Genomic DNA, 23,239 nt, shown 5'->3' with positions numbered 1-23,239 from the left:
TTCAAAACAGTGGGCGCGATCTTGTCGCGCGGCTTGAACCGATTGCCTGTCGAGACCCCGCCATGTCGCCCAAAAGCGTCGCCCTTAGTTTCGATCCGCGCGCCATCCTGGTCCGCCGCCTGCTGCCGCTGACCGCGACCCTGGTCCTGTGGAGCGCGCTGATCGACAGCGCGCGCCTGCTGGCCGCCGCGCTCTAAGCCGGATCGCCATTCGCCGTTGACCATCCCCCTATCCGCTCATCCCCGCGAAAGCGGGGACCCAATCGGACTTCCGGTTTGTAGCGCTGTTCGGGATTGATCGTCGGACTCGGCTTGGGTCCCCGCTTTCGCGGGGATGAGCGGTGTGGTGGAACGGATTGACGCGTACGCCGGGCAGTCTGCAATCCAGCCCCCCTAGAACGGCCTGTCGCCCTTGATCGTCACGCGCTCGACGATCCGCTCCTGGGGCCAATAGTCCAGGGTGGCGTAGTGCTGGGTCGCGCGGTTGTCCCAGAACACGATGGCGTTCGGCGTCCAGCGGAAGCGGACCTGGTATTCGGGCGTCTTCACGCGATCCAGCAGCTCGTGCAGCAGCGCCTTGGCCTCGTCCTCGGGCAAGCCCAGGATCCGGGTCGTGAAGACCTTGTTGACGAACAGATGCTTCTCGCCGGTCTCCGGATGGGTGCGGACCACGGGATGGACCATGACCGGATAGGCTGCCCGCAGTTCCTGGCGCTTGGCCTCGTCGACCCGGTAGCCGTAGCTCTGGATGATGTCGTGCTCGGCCGTCAGGTCGGCGATCCGATCCTTCAGCGCCTGGGGCAGGTCGCGATAGATGGCGGCGGTGTCGGCGAACAGGGTGTCGCCGCCCAGCGGCGGCATATGGCGCATGCGCAGCACCCCGCCCATCGACGGCGCCTCGCGGAAGGTCACGTCGGTGTGCCACTTGTTGGCGGCGCGGACGATCGGGACGATCTCCTCGCGCAGCTTCATGCCGTCGGCCGCCTCGATGTGCAGGATCTCGGGGAAGCCTGGCACGTGGGCGGTGACCGGATGCCCCTCCAGCTCGCCGAAATAACGGCCGAAGCGGACGTGGTCCTCGTAGCTGATGTCCTGGTCGCGGAAAAACACCACCTTGTAGCGCAGCAGGGCCGCGCGGATCGCCGCGACGATCTCGGGCTTCAGGTCTTCGCGCAGGTCGAGGCCGGAGATCTCGGCCCCCAGCACCGTGCCGGCGGGCTTGACGGTCAGGCCGGCATAGAGGGCGGCGTCGGACTCAGTGATGGAAACAGGGGCGTTCATGGCGTTCTCCCTGGGCCGTCTGAAGCGGCCTGCTGGACGAACTCTACGACTGAACGCCGTTCACTCAATCCAGATAATCTTAGGTCCGGTACGCTCGCTCCTCGTAGTCGAACCAGTCGAAGTCGGCCGGAGCCCCCTGCCCCGAGGTGTCCTGACAGGCCATGCCGACGAAGGCGCCGGTGAAGTTGGGCGCGCCGGGGGCGGTGGCCTCGTCGGACAGGATCGAGGCGTCGAACACCTCCGGCAGCCAGGTCCACTGATCCTGACCTTGCCGGAAGCCGAAGCGCAGGCGCTCGAGATCGACCTCGACGCGCAGCTCGACCGGGCCGGCGGCCAGCGGGATCGGATCGGTGAAGCTGTCGGCCTGCGGGCTGTCGGGCGTGCAGGTCATGACCCACAGGTGCTTGCCGATCGCCTCGTCGTGGGTGACGTGCAGATAGTGCAGCTTGGAGCCGTTGTAGTAGCAGATCAGGCCCGCGGCCTGCTGGAAGTGCTCGGGCTCGAAGTCCAGCACCGTGGCGGCCGAATAGCATTGCGCCTGCTGGCGGCGGGCGACCAGGGCCTGGGTGAACAGGCTGCCCACGCTCTCGCGCCCGAACAGCCGAAGAGAGCCCGGCTTGGCGGTCAGGCTGAAGATCGTCTCCGGGAACGGCGTGCGCAGCCACTGGAAATCGATCGGCAGGTCGGGACCGTCGAAGTCCTCGCGCACGGGCGCGACCGGCCAGGGATGCTCGGGCAGGTTCGGCGCGGGCGTCTCCAGGGTCGGATCGCCGGAGCCGTCCAGGGTGCGCGGCCAGCCGTCCTCGCCCCAGGCCAGCTTCTGGATCGCCGTCTCGCGGCCCAGGGTGCAGCGGCCGCGGTTGGGCAGCGGCCGGCCGACCAGATAGACCGCGTAGGTCTCGCCCTCGGCGGTCTCGACGAGGTCGGCGTGACCGGCCCGCTGCAGCGCCACGTGCGGCCGATCGCGAGAGGTCAGGACGTAGGTGTCGGGATGCAGCGCGTACGGCCCGTCGATGGCGCGCGAGCGGGCCATGGTCATCGTGTGGCCCCAGCCGGTGCCGCCCTCGGCGGTGACCAGATAATACCAGCCGTCGCGCTTGTAGAGGTGCGGCGCCTCGGTCAGGCCGATCGGCGTGCCCTCGAAGATCACCTTGCGCTCGCCGACAAGACGGCCTTCGGCGACCGAATATTCCTGCAGCACGATGCCGGCGAAGCGGTTCTTGCCGGGCCGATGGTCCCACAGCTGGTTGACCAGCCACTTGCGGCCATCGTCGTCATGGAACAGCGACGGGTCGAAGCCGGAGCTGTTCAGATAGATCGGATCCGACCACTCGCCGTCGATCGTCTCGGCGGTGACCAGGTAGTTGTGGAAGTCGCGCAGGGACGCGCCCGACGCCCCGCCGACCGTGGTGCGGCCATAGCGCTTCACGTCAGTGAAGATCAGCCAGAACCTGCCGTCGGCGTGGGTCAGGCACGGCGCCCAGACGCCGCAGCTGTCGGGATCGCCCAGCATGTTCAGCTGGCTGGCGCGGCGCAGCGGCCGGGTCAGCAGGCGCCAGTTCTTGAGATCCCTGGAGTGATGGATCTGAACGCCCGGGAACCACTCGAAGGTCGACACGGCGATGTAGTAGTCCTCGCCCACCCGGACGATGGACGGGTCGGGGTTGAAGCCGCGCAGGATCGGATTGCGGATCACGGGAACGCTCACGGATTGGGGATCTGGCTGACGGGTTCAGCCGTGGCGGGAACGCGGTCCTTGACCAGCGTCCAGAGAAGAACGGCGCCGGCGATGTCCAGCACGCCCAGGGCGACGAAGAACGGGTCGTAGCCGATCCGGGCCACCAGGCCGCCGATCAGCAGCGAGAAGATCAGCACGCCCAGATTGCCCATCATCCCGGCCAGGCCCGCCACCGTGGCGACCTCGTCGCGGCGGAACAGGTCCGAGGCCATGGTGATGACGGTGACCGACAGGGTCTGGTGGGCGAAGCCGCCCAGGCACAGCAGGGCGATGGCGGCGTAGGGACTTTCGACCCGGCCGACGAAGATCATGCCGGTCATCATCGCCGCACCCAGGGTGAAGGCCCAGCGCCGGGCGTTGATCAGCGAGACGCCGCGCGCCTGCAGCAGGCCCGCGACGCTGGGTCCGAACAGGCAGCCCAGATCCGCCGCCACGAACGGCAGCCAGGCGAACATGGCGATATGCTTCAGGTCAAAGCCGCGCGTCTGCGACAGATAGAGCGGCACCCAGAACGACAGCGTCCCCCAGGTCGGGTCGGCCAGGAAGCGCGGCAGGGCGATGCCCCAGAACCGGCGCTGCTTCAGGATCGAGACGATCGACGGCCGGGTCCCGGCGTCGGTCAGATGCGCCTCCTGACCGGCGGCGATGCGGACGCGCTCTTCCGGCGTCATCAGCGGATGCTGGTCGGGCGAGCGGTAGAGCAGCAGCCACAGGGCCACCCAGGCCAGGCCGAGCGCCCCGGTCAGCACGAAGGCCGCGCGCCAGTTCCAGGTCAGCGCGGCCCACACCACCAGCGGCGGCGCCAGCACCGAGCCGAACGAGGCGCCGATGTTGAACACCCCGCCCGCGAAGCCGCGCTCCTTGGCCGGAAACCAGGTGGCCACGGTCTTCATGCCGGCCGGCTGGGCCGAACCCTCGGCCAGCCCCAGCAAGCCGCGCAGGACCGCGAAGCCCTGCCAGTTGCCGGCCAAGCCATGGGCCATGGCGATCAGCGACCAGGCCGCCGCGAACACCGCGAAGCCGGTGCGCAGGCCCAGGGTGTCGAGCACATAGCCGCAGACGGGCTGCAGCATGATGCCGATCTGGAAGGCGCTGGTGATCCAGGAATATTCCCGCACCGAGATGCCGAGATCCTTCAGGATCGTCGGGGCGGCCACGCCCATGGTCGAGCGCGTCATGTAGTTGACGATCGCGCCCAGCATGACCAGGCCGATGATCCACCAGCGCAGAGCGCGCAGTTTGGGCAAGGCGGTTCTCCCCGACCGGCCGCGCGCTCGGGCGGCGCGCTCGGCCCGTTTCGATGTTACCGCTATCGCCGATAAGATCAGACGTCCACCCTACCAAGGTCTGATGTCGTCTGGCGCGATTTTAGCTTGTCGACCCCGCCTTCAGCGCCTTGCCGCGGCTGGCGGCGCGGGGCCGGGCCGAAGCCTCCGTCTTGCCGGACGGCTTGGCAGTCTTGCGCCTGGCGGCCCGGGCGTCCTTTTCGGCGGCCAGCCGCTGAACGCCGCGCATATGGCGATCCGCCCGCGCCTTGCAATGCGCATGCATCGCCTCGAGCTCCTTGTCGGTCAGCCTCTCGATGCCGATGAACTCGTTCTCGGCGTCGGTGGTGGCGCGGATCAGTTCGTCCAGCTTGGTCTGTAACGCGACGCCGTCGCGGTTCTGGGTGTTCTGGATCAGGAAGACCATCAGGAAGGTGACGATCGTGGTGCCGGTGTTGATCACCAGCTGCCAGGTCTCGGAGAACTTGAAGATCGGCCCCGAAAGCGCCCACAGCAGCACCATGGCGACACAGATCAGGAACGCGGGCGGACTGCCCGTGACCTTGGCGGTGGCGTTGGCGAATTTGGCGAACAGCTTGTCCACGGACGGCCCTCCCTTGGGTCGCCCAGTAACGCTCAAACGGTCGCGGAGGCTCCCGGCCTCGGCGCTGTTTCGCGGGCGGGCGCGGCGTCAGGGCGCACGACCTCGCCGACGAAGCGATCCTTGCCCTCGTCGGCGGCGGGCTGCCAGACGAACACGCCGACGCAGGCATGCGCCGCGGCGATCTCGCCAGCCAGTTCCAGCGCGTCGCGGTCGTCCTGGGCGACTTCCGCGATGAAGGTCAGGGACACGCCGTCCGCGCGTCTGGGGTAGAAAAGATAGGTTGGCATGACGCGAGCTCCTGCCTTTCGAGCGGGAGCGGAGCCGAAGCTTCGTTCTCAGTCACCGACGCTCGAAAGTCCCGTGCCGATGATGTGCTTACGTTATCACCCCGATTTGGGGAATGCGAACAGGAAATTTCCGCCGCTCAAATAAATGATGGTCATAAACCCGACATTCACGGGCGCTCGAACCCCATAAACCATCGAAATACATGATTAACGCGAAGAATTCGCATGGCAGTCAGCGCCGCATTATTTCTTTGATATTCTAAATATAAGCTCTAGCGGTCGCGCGACGCTGTGGCGATTGGTGTCCTACCCGACAGAAGCCTCGAATGCGAAAGAGCGCCGAGCGGGTTTGCTCAGCGCTCTTCCTCATTTCAGCCCGGGCGGCGACAGAACTATTTGTAGATCAGGGTCCAGCTCACCGTGATCGGCTTGCCCTCGGCGGCCGAGCCCGTGCAGTTGGTCAAGGACGTCATCGCTCCGGTCGGCGCGCCATACGCCTTGTCGTCGGCCAGGACCTTCGTCGAACAGCTCAGCCCCTCGACCTTGAACCCGGTGACGTCGCCCGTTCCGAAGGTCGTGGCGCCGCCCTTGGTCACAGCCTGGCCCGAGAAGCTGGCGAAGGCCAGGTCGACGGCCTTCACCGGAACCCCAGCCTTGGGCGTGAACACGTCGGTGCGACGGATGCGGCCGGGTTCGAGCACATAGGTCGTCTTGACGCTGAAACGGTGGTCGGCGACCGGGGCCTTCTGGCCCAGGCGATCCAGCTGGTCCTGGTCATAGGTCACGGTCGTCCGCGCGCCCTGCTCGGCGATCTTCACGTGCGCCGCATAGGCCAGGGGCGCCAATTGGGCGCCGTCGGCCAGGGTGATGCGCGGCAGCAGCTGCGGGAACACCGCGTCCGCCACGCCCTGCAGCATGCCCGGCGAGAACGGGATCGGATAGTACGGCGTGTGCATGTGCTGGCTTTCGCCGCCATTGATGATCGGCAGGCCAATGACGCGGCCGCCCTTCCCGCCCGTGGCGTCGCGCAAGGTGACGACCAGGCGATCGTTCTTGCCGCGCGCGAACCAGGTCACCGTGCGCTTGGGCAGGGTGTTCAGCCAGGCCGCGTAGCCGGGGTCGGGCGCCTTGTCCTTGAAGCCCAGCTCGTCCCAGATGGCGCTGGTGTAGATGTACTGCCGGCCCAGGCTGAGGTTCTCGCCCAGGATCCGATGCTTGCCCCGATAGCTGTCGGTGCGGCGGCCATGCTCCCACATGTTCACCGAGCCCATCTTGGGATCGAACCAGAAGTCCATGTAGCGGGCGGCGACGCGCGCGCTGAATGCGTAGGCCATGGTCTTTTCCCCGGGCGTCAGCACGTCCAGCTTGGCCGCGGCGGTCAGCACCTCCAGGAACGCGGTCTCGCCATAGGTCCCGATGCTGCGGCCGTACTCGAAACCCTCGCCGCGCAAGTTCAGGCGAGGCAGCATCAGGTCGACCGAGCGGCGCAGCCACTGGCGGACCTCCGGCGTGGCGGGCATGCCGGCCTCTATCAGGCGGTGGCTGATCTCGCCGATCAGGAGCACGCTGTAGCGATCGAAACGCCCTTCCCCGTCGGTCTCGTCGGCGAAGCCGTACTCGCCGGAATACTTGCGATAGTGGTCCAGCGTGCGGCCCAGCAGGGCCTCGCTGGCCGAGGCGTCCTCCCAGCCCAGGCGATAGCGCAGGCGCGCGACGCTGAAGGCGACGCCGTAATAGTTGTTGGGCAGGTTGATCAGGGTCAGGTCGTCGGTGCGGACGAACCGGCGCCAGTCCAGCTTGGTCTTCAGCTTGGCCAGGGTTTCGGGCGAGACCGCCTGGTCCAGCAGCCCGGCCTCCTTCAGCATCCAGAGGGCCTGGCAATAGTAGTAGATGCCCCAGGTGTCGTTGGTGTCGTCGACGGTCAGGTCGGCGATCTGGCGATAGGCGGCCAAGTACTGGGCGAACTTCGGATCCGTACGCGGCGTGTCGACGATCAGATAGGCCAAGCCAATGCCGATCTTGCCGGGCAGGAACTTGTCGTCGGCCTCGAACACCTTGACCCCGTCCAGGGTCATGTCGCGCTTCTCGGCCAGCAGCTTGTCCAGCAGCACCGCCATCTGAGGCATCAGACGGGTCTCGATCGTCTTGTTCATCGGCGCGACGGCGCCGGCATAGATCGGGCCGCGCGGCCCCTGGTCGGCGGGCGAAGCCGCCAGGACGGGAGTCGCGGCGGCCAGGAAAGCCGTCGCCGTCAGGAGGAGAGAAGTCTGATGTCGCATCGCTTGCTCGCAACGCCCGCGAGCGCGAGCGGAAGGTCTGAGAAGCCGCGCGACGTTGCCGGATGGCGTCGAGGGCGGCAAGGTTGGCATGACCAATCTTGCCGCCGACCGTCAGATGTCAAGCCAATTTGGCTTTACCAATTGAACATCGTTCCGTCTTGCAGACGATTCACTGGTAGATAGGCGCGTTTATAGGTGTATTTTTCGGCCAAGGCCTCGTCGATGTCGACCCCCAGGCCCGGCTGCTCGCCGGGGTGCAGCATGCCGTCGTTGAACGTGTAGGCGTGCGGGAAGACCGCGTCGGTCTCCGGCGTATGGCGCATGTATTCCTGCAGGCCGAAGTTCGGGATCGCCAGGCCCAGATGCAGGGCGGCGGCCATGGTCACCGGCGACAGGTCGGTGGCGCCGTGGCAACCGGTCTTCACGTGGTGCAGGTCGGCGAAGGCGGCGATCTTCTTCAGGTTGGTGATGCCGCCGGCGTGCAGGACCGTGGCGCGCAGATAGTCGATCAGCTGCTCCTCGATCAGCTGCTTGCAGTCCCAGACGTTGGAGAAGATCTCGCCGACGGCCAGCGGCGTGGTGGTGTGCTGGCGGATCAGGCGGAAGCCGGCCTGGTTCTCGGCGGGGACCGAGTCCTCCATCCAGAACAGGCGGTAGGGCTCCAGGTCCTTGCCCAGGCGCGCCGCCTCGATCGGCGTCAGGCGGTGGTGGACGTCATGCAGCAGGTGCACGTCCCAGCCCAACACCTCGCGCGCCTTGGCGAACAGCTTGGGCGCGTGGTTCAGATAGGCGGACGTCGACCAGAGGTTCTCGGTCGGCAGGTTCCCGTCGGCCGGTTCGTAGAACATCTTGTCGCCCGAGACGCCGTAGGTGCTGGAGAGCCCCGGCACGCCGGTCTGCAGGCGGATGGCCTTGTAGCCCATGGCCTTGTACTTCACGGCCTCGGCGATCGTGTCCTCGATCGTCTCGCCGTTGGCGTGGCCGTAGACCGTGACGCCGGTGCGGCTGGCGCCGCCCAGCAGCTGATACAGCGGCAGGCCGGCGACCTTGGCCTTGATGTCCCACAGCGCCATGTCGACGGCGGCCAGGGCGCTCATGCCCACCGGGCCTCCGCGCCAATACGAGCCGCGATAGAAGAACTGCCAGGTGTCCTCGATCTGGTGCGCGTCGCGACCGATCAGGCAGGGAATCATATGATCTTTCAGATAACTGACCACCGCCAGCTCGCGGCCGTTCAGCGTGGCGTCGCCGACGCCGGTGGTCCCGTCCTCGGTCGTGATTTTCAGGGTCACGAAATTGCGGCCGGGGCAGGTGACAATGACCTTGGCGTCGATGATCTTCAGCATGGACCTAATGGGCTATATGATCGGAAAGTGGCCTGACCACTTTTATAGACATATCTGGCAAGATGCTAGTGGTCTTGCCACTTTGCGCGAATGCGTGCGGTGTAGCGGGGCTGGAGCCCATGCAATAGGCTGCGGCGAGCCCGGCGCGTCGCCGGATGGATAGCGAGCAGATGACCACGTCCACGGCCGAAACCCGCAAGCTCTACCAACAGGTGGCCAACTCGATCGCCGACGCGATTCGCGACGGCGCGCACCGTCCGGGCCAGCGCCTGCCCTCCGAGCGCGACCTGGCCGAGGACTACAAGGTCAGCCGCCCCACCGTGCGCGAGGCAATGATCGCGCTGGAGATCCGCGGCCTGGTCGAGGCGCGCCATGGCTCGGGCGTCTATGTCACCGAGGCCCCTCGCCCCGAGGCGCCGGTTCCGGACCTGGATATCGGCGCGTTCGAGCTGACCGAGGCCCGCCGCCTGATCGAGGGCGAGGTCGCCGCCCTGGCCGCCGCCACCATCACCGACGAGGAGCTGGCCGAGCTGGCGGCGATCATGGACGACATGGTCACCGAGAACGACAGCAACGTGAAGGGCGAGCGGGCCGACCGCCGCTTCCACGTCGCCATCGCCCGCGCCAGCCGCAACAGCGCCCTGGTCACCGTCGTCGAGAACCTCTGGGACCTGCGCTACAAGTCGCCCCTGTGCCGCGCCATGCTGGAGCGCGCCCGCCAGGTCGGCGTCCGTCCTCGCATCGACGACCACCAGGAAGTGCTGATGGCCCTGCGCGAGCGCGACCCGACCAACGCCCGCAACGCCATGCGCGAACACCTGGGCCGGGTCATCGACAACCTGCTGACCGCCACCGAGATCGACGCGCTGGAACGCGCCCGCAACGAGGTGGCCGCCCGGCGGACCGAACTGGCTCGCCGCTCGGCGATCTAGGCCTCCTCGACCAGCTTGCGCTGACGCTCTTGTTCCCGTGGCGTCGGCTCGGCCATCTGGAACGAGCCGATCTCGACCGCGCCCGCCCTGGCGTAGCGGCTGACCACGACCCCCGTGCCGGTGGCCGTCGAGCTGGTCAGGGAGAAGGTCCGTGGCGCGGCCTCGCCCTGGAACAGCCGCTTGCCCTTGCCTAGCACGACCGGGAAGGTCAGCGTCTGCAGCTCGTCGACCAGGTCGGCGGCGAACAGGGTCTGCAGGAAGTTGGCCGAGCCCTGGGTCAAGAGGTCGGGCCCCTCCTCGCCCTTCAGGCGCTTGATCTCGGCGACGGGATCGACGCCCAGCCAGCGGCTGTTTTGCCACTCCAGCTTGAAGTTCGGATCGCGGGTGGCGACGAACTTGGTCGCGCGGTCGAACACGGGACCGATCGGGTCGTCCGGCGCGACGAACGGCCAGTGGGCGGCGAAGATCTCGTAGGTCTTGCGGCCGAGCACCAGGTCGAACGGCCGCTCGAACAGGCCCCCGACGGCCTGCCCCACGGCGTCATCGAAGTGCGGCGGCAACCAGCCGCCGAACTTGAAGCCGCCCGTCGGATCCTCGGTCGGACCACCCGGGGCCTGCATCACGCCGTCGAGGCTGACGAACGCGGCGACGATCAACTTTCTCATGTCGGGGCTCCTTGGCTGTTGCTCCAAGGAACGGGCGACCGTCGGGGTTTCCGACATGGGCGCGACGAAATTTTGCAGCGCTACCCAAACTCCGCTCTTCCCGGCGAAAGCCGGGACCCAGATTCATCCTGAGTGGTTTGGGTGATCGCGCCTTTCGGCCCTAGCAAGCTTGGCGAAGCCCTGGGTTCGATCTGGGCCCCGGCTTTCGCCGGGGAGAGCGGGTGCAGAAACTACTTCCTGTAAGGCGGGATCGTCAGCCGGCTCTGGGCCGCCGGTTGCGGGCCGGCGATGAACGCCGCCTTGGCCGCATAGCCCGCGTCGTCATAGGCCCAGGCGGCCAGGTCATAGAGATCCAGGGCGTCGCGCGTCGCGTCCTCGAGCTTCAGGTCCTTGTAGGGGAAGGCTTTCTCGTTGCCGACGAACTGGGCCAGGTAGTCGTAGGCGGCCCGGATCCCCTGCCCCTTCGGCCCCCTGTAGCGCCACAGGTCGACGCCGACGCAGGGCCCCAGCTCGGCCATGCCGACCAGCGGCTCGAGCGCGAAGTAGCTGTAGTGCAGGGCCTTCGTGCGAGCCAGTTCCTCCGGCATCTTGCCGTCGGGCTCGATTTGTCGGTCGATCCGATCCTTGCCGGCCGCCGCGATCACCGTCTTGGCCAGGTCCGGCTGGCGGGCGAACAGGGCGAAGGTGGCCAGCTGGTAGTCGAACCAGATGCCGTGGTTGTTCTTGGCCGCGCGCTCGTCCTTGCCGGTCGGGGCGGTCTGCATCCACTGGACGTAGTCGCCGAACCAGGCCTCCAACCCCTTCCGCTCGGCGGGGGTCAGCGCGTTGGACGGCGCCAGGACGCCGATCGACTCCACGACCCGCAGCAGGCGGGAGGTGTCGAGCACCCCCTCGGCGCGGCCCGGCGTGCGGCCGGGCACGCCCTGCGCGTAGGTCATGCTGGGGTTCATCCGCGTGGCCGGGTCCAGGAACCAGACGCGCAGGATCTGGGCGGCCTTGGTCGCGTACTTCGGGTCGTCGGTGAAGTAGTAGGCCAGCGAAAGCGCCTCGACGGCGCCGCCCATCGCGTCCATGCGTCCGGCGTCGAAGGCGTTGGTGTTGCGCTCGGGATTCACCTCGCCGTCCTTGCGGATATAGGGCTCGCCGTTCGGCTGGGCGGGGTCGGGCCACCAGTAGGGGCCCATCGAGATGTAGTCGTGCTTGTCGCCGCTGGGCGGGGTGCGGGTCTTGTCGACCACGCTGTAGACGGGCCCGTTCAGCGCCTTGTCGGCCCGCGCCATCAGCGCCTGATAGGCTGGCGACAGCTCGGCGTCTTTCACATTAGCCTTGGCCGCCCGCAGCCATTGCGGCTTCCAGCGGAAGGTGCGGCGGCCATCGAAATCGGCGGCGTAGCCGTCGCTGGCCTTGCAGACCGGCGCGGCGGCGACCGCGGGGGCGGCGGGGGCGGCGGCCAGTGCGCTGGCGGCGACGGTCAGGCCGGCGCACAGCGCCAGGCCGCGGAACGAAGCGGAAATCATGACCCCTCCCTGGGAACTTATGGCGGCACCTTACCGCGCCCGGCTAGACGCGCAAGATTGGTATGACCAAATTGGTCAGCTCGATTTGCGACGGATTTGCCTGGAACGGGCAAGATCGGTAAGACAACCTTCGATGACGGCGTCGCGACGCGCCGGCATGGCCAAGCGCCCCGCAGAGGCGCCGCAAACGAGCCACTAGGGACGAACTGAAGGGGAAGAACACGATGCGCGTGACGATCGCGACCGCCTTGGCCTGTCTGGCTTTCAGCGCCCAACCCGTGCTGGCCCAGGCTTCACCGCCGCCCGTCGCCGCCGTGATCGACGCCCCCTCTTCCGCCCTGACCTTGGGTCGCGCCGTCGCCGATTGGCAGTTGCGGCGCATGGACGGCCAGTTCGAGTACGTCCAGACCCATCGCCCCGGCACGCGGGACCCGCGCGGCTGGATCCAAGGCGCCTTCTATGTTGGTCTGGCCGCTTTCGCCGAGCGGACGAATGATCCGACCTACGTCCAGGCGCTGCGCGCGCACGGCGTCGCCGAAGGCTGGGGCCTGGGCAAGCGCCCCCTGCACGCCGACGACCATGTCGTCGCCCAGACCTGGATCTGGCTGAACGCCCGCGACCACGACCCGGCCCAGATCGCCGCCGTGAAGACCCGCTTCGACGCCATCCTGGCCGATCCGCCGCGCGCGGACCTGGCCTTCGTCGATGGCACGGAAGAACAGCCTTGCCAGGCGCGCTGGTGCTGGAGCGACGCGCTGTTCATGGCCCCGCCGACCTGGACGGGCCTGTCGGCCGTCACCGGCGATCCGCGCTACGCGGCCTATGGCGACAAGGAGTTCTGGGCGACCACCGACTATCTGCTCGACAAGGAGCACGGCCTCTATTTCCGCGACAGCCGCTTCTTCGACCGTCGCGACGACCAGGGCCGCAAGATCTTCTGGAGCCGCGGCAACGGCTGGGTCTATGCGGGCGTCGTCAACATTCTGAAGACCCTGCCGGCCGACCATCCCGACCGCCCGCGCTATGTCGCCCTGTTCAAGCGGATGTCGGCCAAGCTGGTTTCGCTGCAAAAGCCCGACGGCTACTGGTCGGTGTCGCTGCTGGCGCCCGAGCACAGCCCGCCGGAGACCAGCGGCACGGGTTTCTTCGTCTACGGCCTGGCCTGGGGCGTGAACCAGGGGCTGCTGAAGGATCCCAGATACGTCCGTTCGGCCCGCCTGGGCTGGTCGGCCCTGGCCAAGGCCGTCCAGCCCGACGGCAAGGTGGGCTGGGTGCAGCAGGTCGGCTACGCCCCCGACCATGTCGAGGCGGACGACACCCAGCTCTACGGCTCGGGCGCGTTCCTGCTGGCCGCGTCGGAAGTCTCGCGCTTCTAGCTGTTTCGAACCGACATTTCGATTGCCGCGGCACACGAAAACCCGTCGCGCGGGCCAGCATCCGCGCGCTTGGCAAGGTTCCGACATTCGCCAACGCGAACATCGTTATTCAGTAAAACCAACTATTCAAATCGCGATTGACCGCCAAGCAGAGCTCTTGGCGTTCCGCGAACGGTGAGATTTCGGTTTCGTTCCGCTAGAGGTTCTATAAATTTCCGTAATGTTACGTCGGCGATAAGGCCATGACTTAATCGCGCCTCAATTCGCTCGAGGCGTTGCCTTAAAGAGACAGCTTCACGACAATTCGATTACATTTCGAAGCGTGCGATTGACCGGTTCGATCCGCGAGTCCTAAGCCGCCGATAACCGCCGGATCGCGACGGGAAACCTCATCTTGCATCGGGCTGTAAGGACGCCGGCGTTCGCGCCGACGAGGGCGGCCCGGAAGGATCGACAATGAAGTACAAAGTCACCCGGGGTCGTCTGCTCACGACCACGATGATCGTTGGCGTGGCCGCGCTGGCCGGCTTCGCCGCGAACGCTCAAACCGCCCCCACCGCCACTCCGGCCAAACCGGCCGCCCAGGACAACGAGGTCGAGGCCGTCGTCGTCACCGGCTCGCTGCTGCGCCGCACCGACACCGCCACCCCCTCGCCGGTCACGGTTCAGACCACCGAACAGCTGAAGGCCCAGGGCATCACCACGATCGCCGACGCCATCCGCAGCCTGTCGGCCGACAACTCCGGCTCGATCCCCGCCGCCTTCGGCAACGGCTTCGCCGCCGGCTCGACGGGCGTGTCGCTGCGCGGCCTGTCGGTCAACTCGACCCTGGTGATGATCGACGGCCTGCGCAACGCCAACTATCCGCTGGCCGACGATGGCCAGAAGGCGTTCGTCGACCTCAACTCGATCCCGTTCAACGCGGTCGAGCGCGTCGAGACCCTGAAGGACGGCGCCTCGTCGCTGTACGGCGCCGACGCCATCGGCGGCGTCGTCAACATCATCATGAAGTCCAACTACCAGGGCATGAGCGCCGACGCGTCGTATGGCACGAGCGAGCATGGCGGCGGCGACCAGTACCGCTTCACCGGCGACATCGGCTATGGCGACCTGGATACCGACAAGTACAACCTGTACCTCGACGTCGAATACCAGCTGGACAAGGCCATCCGCGGCGACCAGCGCGGCTTCCCGTACAACACCAACGACCTGACCTCGATCCCGGGCGGCCAGAACAACAACCCGCAGGCCGGCGGCAGCACCTTCTACGGCAACGTCAAGCGCGCCACCTTGGGCACGCCCGGCAACCTGGCCACCGGCGTGGCCCTGAGCTACGCCGACCATCCGAACCAGTGGCAGCCGCTGCGCGCCTGCGGCGCCGACGCCCCGCTGACCACCGACGTCCGCACCGACGACGACTTCAACCAGTCGCTCGGAACCTACTGCGCCCAGAACGTCGCCAACTTTGGCGACATCCAGCCCAAGCAGTCGCGCGCGGCGGTCTATGGCCGCTTCACGATCAAGCCGTCCGACAGCCTGGAAGCCTATCTGAGCGGCAGCTTCGTCCAGAGCAAGACCTCGGTCCGCGGCACGCCGGTGACCATCTCGTCGAGCACCCCGAACAACCTGAGCAACCTGGTCCTGCCGGTCTGGATCTGCGACTCGGGCGTCAACTGCGCCACCGACACCACGGCGGTGAACCGTCGCCTGAACCCGAACAACCCGTTCGCGGCCACCGGCGACTACGCCCTGATCAAGTACCGCTTCAGCGATTTGCCGGCCTCGGCCCGCTACAACAACCGCATGATGCGGCTGGTGGGCGGCGTTAAGGGCGACGTGGCGGACTGGAACTACCAGGCCAATCTGGTGATCGCCCACGACTCGCTGGAAAGCGTGCAGACCGGCTTCCTCAGCTACAAGCAGCTGATGGCCGACATCCAGACGGGGGCCTACAACTTCATCGATCCGTCGAAGAACAGCGCGGCCGTCCGCAAGGCCCTGTCGCCGGACCTGGCCAAGACCTCGACCACCGACCTGGACTCGGTGAACTTCCAGGCCTCGCGTTCGATCTTCAGCCTGCCGGGCGGCGACGCCCAGCTGGGTCTGGGCGGCGAGTTCCGCTACGAGGCCACCAACGATCCGGCCTTGAACCCGGTCAACGACGCCCAGGGCCTGGGCAACGCCCGCACCGAGGGCAACCGCACGGTCGCCTCGGCCTTCGCCGAACTGGGCCTGCCGATCACCGACAAGATCGAGGTCAACGTCTCGGGCCGCTACGACCACTATTCGGACTTCGGCGGCAACTTCTCGCCGAAGATCGGCGTGAAGTTCACCCCGATCAAGACGGTGGCCCTGCGCGGCACGATCTCGAAGGGCTTCCGCGCGCCCAGCTTCTCGGAAGCCGGCAACTCGGCCAGCCAGGGCTTCACGACGTTCTCGTTCGACGCCGACAAGTACGCCGCCTTCCGCGCCGCCCACGGCAACAACGAGTACACCAAGGCCTATTCGCTCTCGTCGATCACCACGGCCAATCCGGATCTGGATCCGGAAAAGTCGACCAGCTACACGGTCGGCGCGGTCTGGGCCCCGACCCGCAACTTCAGCGTCTCGCTGGACTACTACCACATCAAGAAGACCGACGTGATCGCCCAGGCCAGCGCGGGTACGGCCTTGGCCGCCTACTACGCCGGCCAGCCGATCCCGGCCGGTTACGTCGTCACCGCCGACGCGGCCGACCCGGAACATCCGACCGCCCTGGCGCGGGTGCTGTCGGTGGCCTCGCCCTACATCAACGCCGACTCGCTGGTGACCAGCGGCCTGGACCTGAACGTCCAGGCCACGTTCTACCTGCCGGCCGACGTGAAGTGGACCAGCAACCTGGACGCCACCACGCTGTTCGACTTCAAGTACACGCAGGACGGCACGACGTATAACTACGTCGGCAAGGAAGCGCCGTACGTGCTGTCGTCGGGCGCCGGCACGCCGAAGAACCGCCTGTCGTGGACCAACACCTTCGAGCGTGGCCCGATCCACGTGACGGGTGTCATGAGCTACGTCAGCGGCATGCGCGAAGTCGACGACAGCTACGACAGCGCCTGCCTCTACGGCGACGAGGGCTTCAACTGCCGCGTCAAGTCGTTCACCACCGTCGACCTGACCGGCGCCTATGACGTGACCGACAAGGCCACCGTCTATGCCGACGTCATGAACCTGTTCGACACCGGCCCAATGTTCAACCCGGCCAACTACGCCGGCGTGAACTGGAACCCGACCTACTCGCAGTCGGGCATCGTCGGCCGCTACTTCCGCGTCGGCGTGCGCCTGAAGTACTAGGTCACGCGCTATCTCGCGTACGGACCGCGTATTGGGTCCGATGAGATGGAAGGGGCCGCCCGCGAGGGCGGCCCCTTTTCGTTGCTCGAAGGAATGGGGCCGAAAAAATGGGCTGCGCCGGCCTGCGGAAACGCTCTCCACTTACGTCAGTCTAGGGAGGGGCGGTGCGCCAATGCGTCCGCCAAGGGCTTACGGGGTTGTACATGACGCGTGGCGGAGCAATGGCCGGGGCGGCCCTCGGCGTGGTGCTGGCTTTCGGCCAGATGGCATTTGGGGGCGGCGCGATCGCCGCCGACATCACCCCGCCAGACAAGGCCTTCGCCCAGCCGGTCGGCAGCGACTACTTCCTGGCCGACTACACCGCCTACGAGGCCTATCTGAAGACCCTGGCAGGCCAGTCCGACCGCATGAAGCTGGTCGACATCGGCAAGACCGAGGAAGGCCGCACCATGTGGGTGGCCATCGTCTCCTCGCCCGCCAACCTGGCCAAGCTGGACCAGTACAAGGCCATCGCCCGCAAGCTAGCCAAGGCCGAGGGCGTCAAGGAGGACGAGGCTCGCAAGCTGGCCGCCGAGGGCAAGGCCGTGGTCTGGATCGACGCCGGCCTGCACGCCAGCGAGACGATCACCTCGCAGGGCCAGATCCAGGTGCTGTACCGGATGCTGACCCAGAACGATCCCGAGACGCTGCGCCTGCTGGACGACTGCGTGATCCTGTTCGGCCAGGACAATCCGGACGGGATGGAGATGATCTCGGACTGGTACATGCGCGACCAGGACCCGAAGAAGCGCGAGTTCAACTCGCTGCCGCGCCTGTACCACAAGTATATCGGCCACGATAACAACCGCGACAGCTTCATGTCGGCCATGGCCGAGACGACCAACGTCAACAAGCAGCTGTTCCGCGAGTGGTATCCGCAGATCGTCTACAACCAGCACCAGACCGGCCCCAACGGCATGGTGGTGTTCGTCCCGCCGTTCCGCGACCCGTTCAACTTCAACTACGACCCGCTGGTCATGACCGAGCTGCAAGAAGTCGGCATGGCCATGCACAGCCGCCTGGTCGCCGAGGACAAGCCGGGCTCGGGCGCCCGCAGCGCCGCCCCCTACTCCACCTGGCACAACGGCATGGAGCGGTCGGTCGCCTATTTTCACAACGCGATCGGCCTGTTGACCGAGATCATCGGCGGGCCGACGCCGACGACGGTCAATCTGGTGCCGGAGCTGCAGCTGCCGGGCAACGACCGCCCCGCCCCGATCGCGCCGCGCGAATGGCATCTGCAGGACTCGCTTGACTACCAGTGGACCATGAATCGGGCGGTGCTGGACTACGCTTCGCGCAACAGGGAGCGCCTGCTGTTCAACATCTGGAAGATGGGCGACAACGGCATCAAGCGCGGCTCGCGCGACAGCTGGACGATCACCCCGACCCGCGTCGAGGAACTGGCCGCCGCCGGCAAGGGCAAGCCCGGTCCCGGCCGCGACGCGGTCGATCCCAGCCTCTACAAGTCGGTGCTGCAGACGCCCGAAGAGCGCGACGCGCGCGGCTATGTGATCCCGTCCGACCAGGCCGACATGCCGACCGTGACGGCCTTCCTCAACGCCCTGATCAAGACCGGCGTCGACGTCGACAAGGCTGCCAAGCCCTTCGCGATCGGCGGCAAGACCTATCCGGCCGGTTCGTACGTCGTGCGCACGGCCCAGGCCTATCGCCCGCACGTGCTGGACATGTTCGAGCCGCAGGACCACCCGCACGACCTCGAATATCCGGGCGGCCCGCCCAAGGCGCCTTACGACGTCACCGGCTACACCCTGGCCTATCAGATGGGGATCAAGTTCGACCGGATCCTGGACGGCTTCGACGCCCCAACGACCCGCGTCCCGGACCTGATCGCGGTGACGCCGGGTGCGGTGAAAGGCTCGGGCGGCGCGGGCTGGCTGATCAGCCACGAGACGAACGGCAGCTTCACCCTGACCAATCGCCTGCTGAAGGCCGGGGCCAAGGTCTATTGGGTCAAGGACGGCGCCAAGGCCGGCAAGACCGCCTTTGGCGCCGGCGCGATCTGGGTCCCCGCCTCGCCCGCCGCCAAGGCGGTGATCGACAAGGGCGTCAAGGACCTCGGGATCGACGCCTACGCCGTCGGCGGCAAGCCCTCGGGCGCGACCATCGCCCTGAAGCCGGTGCGCATCGGCCTGGTGGACGTCTATGGCGGCTCGATGCCCTCGGGCTGGAACCGCTGGATGTTCGAGAAGTTCGAGGCCCCCTTCCAGGTGGTCTATCCCCAGCGCCTGGACGCCGGCGACATCGCCAAGGACTTCGACGTGCTGGTGTTCCCCGACGGCGTGGTCCCCGCTCCCGCCGACGGTCCGTTCAAGGCCGGTCGCCCCTCGACCCAGCCGAAACCCGAGGAGATCCCCGCCGAGTATCGCGCCTGGCTGGGCCGGGTCTCCGACGAGAAGACGCTGCCCCGGATCGCCGAGTTCGTGAAGGGCGGCGGCACGGTCGTGGCCATCGGCGCCTCGACCCGCCTGGCCACCGCTCTCGGCGCGCCGGTCGACGTCGCCACCGCCAAGATGGAAGGCGGCCAGCTGAAGGCCTTGACCACCCGCGAGCTCTACATCCCCGGCTCGGTGCTGCGCGCCAAGGTCGATCCCAAGCAGCCGCTGGCCTATGGCGCTTCGGACCAGGTCGACATGTTCTTCGACCGCAGCCCGACCTTCACCCTGAAGTCGGACGCCAAGGGCGTGTCGCGGGTCGCCTGGTTCGACGCCGACAGGCCCCTGCGCAGCGGCTGGGCCGTCGGCCAGGAGAAGCTGAAGGGCTCGACCGCCGTGCTCGACATCGACATCGGCAAGGGCAAGGTCTTCGCCTTCGGCCCGGAGATCACCCAGCGGGCCCAGTCGTGGGGCACGTTCAAGTTCCTGTTCAACGGGATGCTGTACGGGCCGGCGGTGTCGCAAAAATAACCGCTCTCCCCGGCGAAAGCCGGGGTCCAGATCGAACCCACGAACGCCCTTCGTCGTCTCTCGGCGGAGGGCGTCTTCACATCTGACGCTCAGGCTGAATCTGGGCCCCGGCTTTCGCCGGGGAGAGCGGAACTTTTTGCACTCCCCAAAACGAATATCGCCGCCGGAGGGGCAGCTCCGGCGGCGATTGATCGCGCATCTCGGGGACGTTCGGTGGGAGGATTGTCCCCGCCGCGCGATCGCCTCGGCCCCGGATCGGGGCGCGAGTGGGCTAGAACCGCTTGCTCAGGTTCAGGTACCAGTAGCGGCCGGTGGCGTTGTGCAGGGCGCCCAGATAGCCGAAGTTGGACGAGGCGATCGGCGGATCCTTGTCGGCCACGTTGCGGACGCCGACGCGGACGGTGGAGCCGTCGAACAGGCCGTCCTTGAACGCGTACTGGCCGTAGAGGCTGACCGTGGTCCAATCCTTCACCGGGAATAGCTGGCCGTTCACCAGGGCGGGTCCGGTGTCGTAGACCTCACCCACGTAGCTGATGAACGCGCCCGCGCCCCAGCCGCCCTTGCGCCAGGTCAGACTGGCGGTGCCGCGGAACTCCGGGAAGCCGTCGAGCTTGATCTGATTGCCGGTGCTTACGATCGCCAGCCCGGGCAATTGTCCCGCCGCCACCGCGTTGATCAGCACGGACTCGACGGGGCCCGGCGACTGGTCGTACTTCAGGAGCTTGGCGACGTTGACCGTCAGGCCGAAATCGCCCCAAGGCGTATCGTCCAGATCGTAGTCCAGCGTGAAGTCCACGCCCTGCACCATACGCGGCTGCAGGTTCTGATAGGTGTCCTCAATATAGGCGATGGCGCCGACCGTGGCCGTCCCCACCGGCGCGTCGCGGACGACGTTCGGATTGGACGAGCCGCTCTGGCGCAGTAGCCAGTCGTAGGCGATCTGATTGAAACCGCCCAGAATGCCGATGATGTTCTTCTCGCGGATCGACCAGAAGTCGGTGGTCAGGGTCAGGGCCCCGAGCGCGCGCGGGATGAAGGTCGGCTGATAGACGAAGCCGACCGTGGCGTTGTCGGCCTCTTCCGGCTTCAGGTTCTTGTTGCCGCTGCGCACCTCGATCGTGCTGACGCTCGAGCAGGTGGTCGCGTTGAGGCGGCAGGCGGCGTAGTCGGTGCGGTTGTTCGAGACGGTCGCGCCGTCGCTGTAGAACTGCGGCAGGTTCGGCGCGCGGAAGCTCTGCGAAACCGAGCCGCGAATGGCCAGGCCCTGGCCGACCTTCCAATAGATCGCGCCCTTGGGCTTCAGCACATTGCCGAAGTCGGAATAGCGCTCGTCGCGCGCGGCGATCTGCAGGCTGACTTCCTCGACGAACGGGATGTTCATCTCGGGCGAGATGATCGGCACGGCCAGCTCGAAGAAGGCCGAGGCGATCGAGCGCCGGCCCGAGACGTCCGGCGAGCCAGAGGCCCCCATCACATCGGTGCCGTAGGTCACGCCGGTGACGCTGTTGGTATATTTGATCTTGCCGTCCAGGCGGTCGTCGCGGTCGTCCTTGTAGGTCTCGCGGCGCCACTCGACGCCGCCCGCGAAGCCGACGTCGCCGCCCGGCAGGGTGAACAGGTCCTTCTTGGAGATCTTGAAGTCGGCCAGGGCCAGCGAGGTCTTGCTGATCCGATAGACGTTGATCAGGAACGAATTGATCGTCGCGCGGTCGTTGCGGGTCGCGTCGCCCACCGAATAGTTGTCCAGCGAGCCGCCGTTGAACGGGTTGTAGGCGGTGGCGTCCGTGCGGTTCACCGCCTGCTGGAACAGCGTGTTGCTGATCGCGTCGTGCGTCATGTCCTTGGTGCGGGCGGCCGAGTACAGCAGGGCCGAGTCCCACTTCCAGCCATTCCACTTGCCCTTCAGCCCGCCCAGCAGGCGGAAGCTGTCGTCGGTGACCGTGTAGGTGCGCGGGCCGGTGTCGACGGGCCGATAGGTGGTGATGTTCATCGCCAGGCCCGTGGTCGGCACGCCGGTCAGGCCCGCCAGGCGATTGGGGCTGGTGGTCGGGCCGAACGGGTTCCAATAGGCGTTGGCGGCGATGCTGATCGGCGCGGTGCTGAGCGGGGCCGACTGCTCGCGGCTGCCGGTGAACAGGGCGTGGTAGTAGCCGCCTTCGCCATAGGCCGTCAGCTCGCCGAAGTCGTGCTCGACGGTCGAGAACAGGTTGGTGCGCTCGACGCCGCCCTTGAGCGTGCGGTCGGGGTTCTCGTCATAGCGCAGCACGCGGTCGGCCGCGCCGGTGATCACGCCCGACTTCAGACAGAGATTGCCGCTGAGGACGGTGCTGGAGCAGCCGGCGGCGGTGTTGGCGACCGGCTCGATGTGGAAGACTCCCGAGGTGGTCAGGGCCGTCGTCCCCTGCCGCACGGCGGTGGTCGACGGAATGACCGTGAACGAGCCCCAGGGGCTGGCGGTCGAGCGGCTGTCGAAGGTGGTGTTGTCGACCCACGGGGTGTCGGCGATCTGGGCGCGGTGATCCTCGCTGGCGGCGTAGTCGCGCTCGGTCGCCATCAGGCGGCTGCGGCTGGTGTAATTGCCGAAGAAGGTCAGGCGGGTGCCGTCCTCCAGCCGCGTCCCGGCCTTCAGGTTGAACGAGCCTTCGCGATAGCTCGTGCCTTCCGAGCCGCCGTACTGGGCTTCCATCTTCAGGCCGCGGAAGCGGGTGTCGAGCACGGTGTTGACCACGCCGGCCACCGCGTCCGTGCCGTAGATCGCCGCCGCGCCGTCGCGCAGGACTTCCACCCGCTTGATGCCGGCGACCGGGAAGGAATTGGTGTTGACCGTCTGGACCGGCACCAGGTTCTCGGTCTGGCTGCCCGGCGCCAGCACGGCGCGGCGGCCGTTCAGCAGGGCCAGGGTGTTGCCTGTGCCCAGGCTGCGCAGGTTCAGCGACGCCACGTCGCCGCGCGCGTCGTTCAGGTTGCCGGTGGTGCGGGCTTCCTGGAACTGCACGTCGCCGGCCTGCGGGATCGAGCGGAACAGCTCGTCGCCCGACACCGCGCCGGTGGCGATGATCTCGCGCTCGCCGACCACCGTCACCGGCAGGGCCTCGGTGCTGCGCGCGCCTTCGATCTGCGAGCCGACGACCACGACGGTTTCGACGACCTGGGCCTCTTCTTCAGTCGCGCGGGCCCCCACGCTCTGGGACTGGGGGAGGTCGGCCGGGGCCGGACGCAGCGTGATGGTCTTGCCGTCGTCGGCCGCGACCGCCAGGCCGGCGGCCCTGGCCAGGCGCGCCAGGGCGTCGGCGTCGACCACGTCGCCGGTCACCGCCGGCGTGCGCTTGCCCGAGGCCGCCTCGAACGGGAACAGCACCTGCTTGCCCGACTGCTTGGCGAAAGCCTGCAGCGCGGTCACCGCGTCGCCGGCCGGAATGTTGAAGCTGTGGCGATCCTGGGCCAAGGCCGGACCGGCCAGCGCCAGAACCGCGGCGGACGCCATCAGGAAACCGCGAACCGTGCGGCGCCGGGTGTCGATCGACATGCTTCTCGTAACCCCTCTCGGCGCCCTCCATCCCCGACGGGACGACGCCTTCGAAAAGACCGACGCCGTGGAGTCGGGTTTCCGCTATTCTGAACGGTGTTTTTTCAACACCCCCTGTTGTCATC

15 protein-coding genes are annotated in these 23,239 nt (G+C 67.1%); 5 read left to right on the top strand and 10 right to left on the bottom strand.

The features are described 5' to 3' along the window. Window positions 1–62: 62 nt before the first annotated feature. On the top strand, window positions 63–197 hold the full coding sequence (locus ABIC66_RS11075) for a hypothetical protein (protein ID WP_354070214.1): 135 nt from the start codon (window positions 63–65) through the stop codon (window positions 195–197). Window positions 198–392: 195 nt separating this feature from the next. On the opposite strand, the gene ABIC66_RS11070 is transcribed toward ABIC66_RS11075, so the two are convergent. The 7 genes from ABIC66_RS11070 to manD form a co-directional block, all read right to left on the bottom strand. Beyond that, window positions 393–1,280 carry a TauD/TfdA dioxygenase family protein gene (locus ABIC66_RS11070; protein ID WP_354070212.1) on the bottom strand — a complete coding sequence of 296 codons (888 nt, stop codon included), beginning with the start codon at window positions 1,278–1,280 and terminating at the stop codon, window positions 393–395. 79 nt (window positions 1,281–1,359) lie between these two features. Continuing rightward, window positions 1,360–2,988: a glycoside hydrolase family 43 protein gene (locus ABIC66_RS11065; protein ID WP_354070210.1), complete on the bottom strand. Its 1,629-nt coding sequence runs from the start codon at window positions 2,986–2,988 to the stop codon at window positions 1,360–1,362. Continuing rightward, window positions 2,985–4,220 carry an MFS transporter gene (locus tag ABIC66_RS11060; protein WP_354070327.1) on the bottom strand — a complete coding sequence of 412 codons (1,236 nt, stop codon included), beginning with the start codon at window positions 4,218–4,220 and terminating at the stop codon, window positions 2,985–2,987. The genes ABIC66_RS11065 and ABIC66_RS11060 overlap by 4 nt, the downstream gene beginning before the upstream one ends. 166 nt (window positions 4,221–4,386) lie before the next feature. Then, window positions 4,387–4,887, bottom strand: coding sequence for a low affinity iron permease family protein (locus tag ABIC66_RS11055; RefSeq protein ID WP_354070208.1), 501 nt, complete (start codon window positions 4,885–4,887; stop codon window positions 4,387–4,389). Between the two features lie 32 nt (window positions 4,888–4,919). After that, window positions 4,920–5,174 (bottom strand): hypothetical protein, encoded by a 255-nt coding sequence (locus tag ABIC66_RS11050; protein ID WP_354070206.1) that lies wholly within the window; start codon window positions 5,172–5,174, stop codon window positions 4,920–4,922. 392 nt (window positions 5,175–5,566) lie between these two features. Continuing rightward, on the bottom strand, window positions 5,567–7,453 hold the full coding sequence (locus ABIC66_RS11045) for a hypothetical protein (protein ID WP_354070204.1): 1,887 nt from the start codon (window positions 7,451–7,453) through the stop codon (window positions 5,567–5,569). Window positions 7,454–7,587: 134 nt separating this feature from the next. Next, on the bottom strand, window positions 7,588–8,799 hold the full coding sequence (manD, locus tag ABIC66_RS11040) for a D-mannonate dehydratase ManD (protein WP_354070202.1): 1,212 nt from the start codon (window positions 8,797–8,799) through the stop codon (window positions 7,588–7,590). Window positions 8,800–8,969: 170 nt separating this feature from the next. On the opposite strand from manD, the gene ABIC66_RS11035 reads away from it, so the two are divergent. Next, window positions 8,970–9,731, top strand: coding sequence for a FadR/GntR family transcriptional regulator (locus ABIC66_RS11035; protein ID WP_354070200.1), 762 nt, complete (start codon window positions 8,970–8,972; stop codon window positions 9,729–9,731). Here ABIC66_RS11035 and ABIC66_RS11030 read toward each other — a convergent pair. Beyond that, window positions 9,728–10,396 (bottom strand): dihydrofolate reductase family protein, encoded by a 669-nt coding sequence (locus ABIC66_RS11030; RefSeq protein ID WP_354070198.1) that lies wholly within the window; start codon window positions 10,394–10,396, stop codon window positions 9,728–9,730. The two genes, ABIC66_RS11035 and ABIC66_RS11030, sit on opposite strands and share 4 nt — an antisense overlap. Window positions 10,397–10,626: 230 nt before the next feature. After that, window positions 10,627–11,913 (bottom strand): alginate lyase family protein, encoded by a 1,287-nt coding sequence (locus ABIC66_RS11025; RefSeq protein WP_354070196.1) that lies wholly within the window; start codon window positions 11,911–11,913, stop codon window positions 10,627–10,629. Window positions 11,914–12,137: 224 nt separating this feature from the next. Between ABIC66_RS11025 and ABIC66_RS11020 the strand changes: the two genes are divergently transcribed. The 3 genes from ABIC66_RS11020 (at window position 12,138) to ABIC66_RS11010 (ending at window position 19,588) form a co-directional block, all read left to right on the top strand. Continuing rightward, entirely contained in the window at window positions 12,138–13,289 is a 1,152-nt protein-coding gene (locus ABIC66_RS11020; protein ID WP_354070194.1) for a glycoside hydrolase family 88/105 protein, read from the top strand. 456 nt (window positions 13,290–13,745) lie between these two features. Beyond that, entirely contained in the window at window positions 13,746–16,622 is a 2,877-nt protein-coding gene (locus ABIC66_RS11015) for a TonB-dependent receptor (RefSeq protein WP_354070192.1), read from the top strand. Between the two features lie 203 nt (window positions 16,623–16,825). Beyond that, window positions 16,826–19,588, top strand: coding sequence for a M14 family metallopeptidase (locus ABIC66_RS11010; protein ID WP_354070190.1), 2,763 nt, complete (start codon window positions 16,826–16,828; stop codon window positions 19,586–19,588). Window positions 19,589–19,859: 271 nt separating this feature from the next. On the opposite strand, the gene ABIC66_RS11005 is transcribed toward ABIC66_RS11010, so the two are convergent. Next, the gene (locus ABIC66_RS11005; RefSeq protein WP_354070189.1) at window positions 19,860–23,114 is read right to left on the bottom strand and encodes a TonB-dependent receptor domain-containing protein; all 3,255 of its coding nucleotides are present in this window, start codon (window positions 23,112–23,114) and stop codon (window positions 19,860–19,862) included. Window positions 23,115–23,239 lie beyond the last annotated feature (125 nt).

This window comes from Caulobacter sp. 1776, assembly GCF_040545685.1.
Taxonomy (GTDB): Bacteria; Pseudomonadota; Alphaproteobacteria; order Caulobacterales; family Caulobacteraceae; genus Caulobacter.
The sequence above is the reverse complement of the archived record's forward strand: the minus strand, read 5'-3'. Positions and strand labels throughout refer to the sequence as shown.

What these genes read in the sequence shown, in the direction of transcription:
- ABIC66_RS11015 (WP_354070192.1), top strand. Translation starts at nt 13,746, where the DNA reads ATGAAGTACAAAGTCACCCGGGGTCGTCTGCTCACGACCACGATGATC.
- manD (WP_354070202.1), bottom strand. Translation starts at nt 8,799, where the DNA reads ATGCTGAAGATCATCGACGCCAAGGTCATTGTCACCTGCCCCGGCCGC.
- ABIC66_RS11045 (WP_354070204.1), bottom strand. Translation starts at nt 7,453, where the DNA reads ATGCGACATCAGACTTCTCTCCTCCTGACGGCGACGGCTTTCCTGGCC.
- ABIC66_RS11030 (WP_354070198.1), bottom strand. Translation starts at nt 10,396, where the DNA reads ATGAGAAAGTTGATCGTCGCCGCGTTCGTCAGCCTCGACGGCGTGATG.
- ABIC66_RS11050 (WP_354070206.1), bottom strand. Translation starts at nt 5,174, where the DNA reads ATGCCAACCTATCTTTTCTACCCCAGACGCGCGGACGGCGTGTCCCTG.
- ABIC66_RS11035 (WP_354070200.1), top strand. Translation starts at nt 8,970, where the DNA reads ATGACCACGTCCACGGCCGAAACCCGCAAGCTCTACCAACAGGTGGCC.
- ABIC66_RS11010 (WP_354070190.1), top strand. Translation starts at nt 16,826, where the DNA reads ATGACGCGTGGCGGAGCAATGGCCGGGGCGGCCCTCGGCGTGGTGCTG.
- ABIC66_RS11070 (WP_354070212.1), bottom strand. Translation starts at nt 1,280, where the DNA reads ATGAACGCCCCTGTTTCCATCACTGAGTCCGACGCCGCCCTCTATGCC.
- ABIC66_RS11075 (WP_354070214.1), top strand. Translation starts at nt 63, where the DNA reads ATGTCGCCCAAAAGCGTCGCCCTTAGTTTCGATCCGCGCGCCATCCTG.
- ABIC66_RS11025 (WP_354070196.1), bottom strand. Translation starts at nt 11,913, where the DNA reads ATGATTTCCGCTTCGTTCCGCGGCCTGGCGCTGTGCGCCGGCCTGACC.
- ABIC66_RS11005 (WP_354070189.1), bottom strand. Translation starts at nt 23,114, where the DNA reads ATGTCGATCGACACCCGGCGCCGCACGGTTCGCGGTTTCCTGATGGCG.
- ABIC66_RS11060 (WP_354070327.1), bottom strand. Translation starts at nt 4,220, where the DNA reads ATGCTGGGCGCGATCGTCAACTACATGACGCGCTCGACCATGGGCGTG.
- ABIC66_RS11020 (WP_354070194.1), top strand. Translation starts at nt 12,138, where the DNA reads ATGCGCGTGACGATCGCGACCGCCTTGGCCTGTCTGGCTTTCAGCGCC.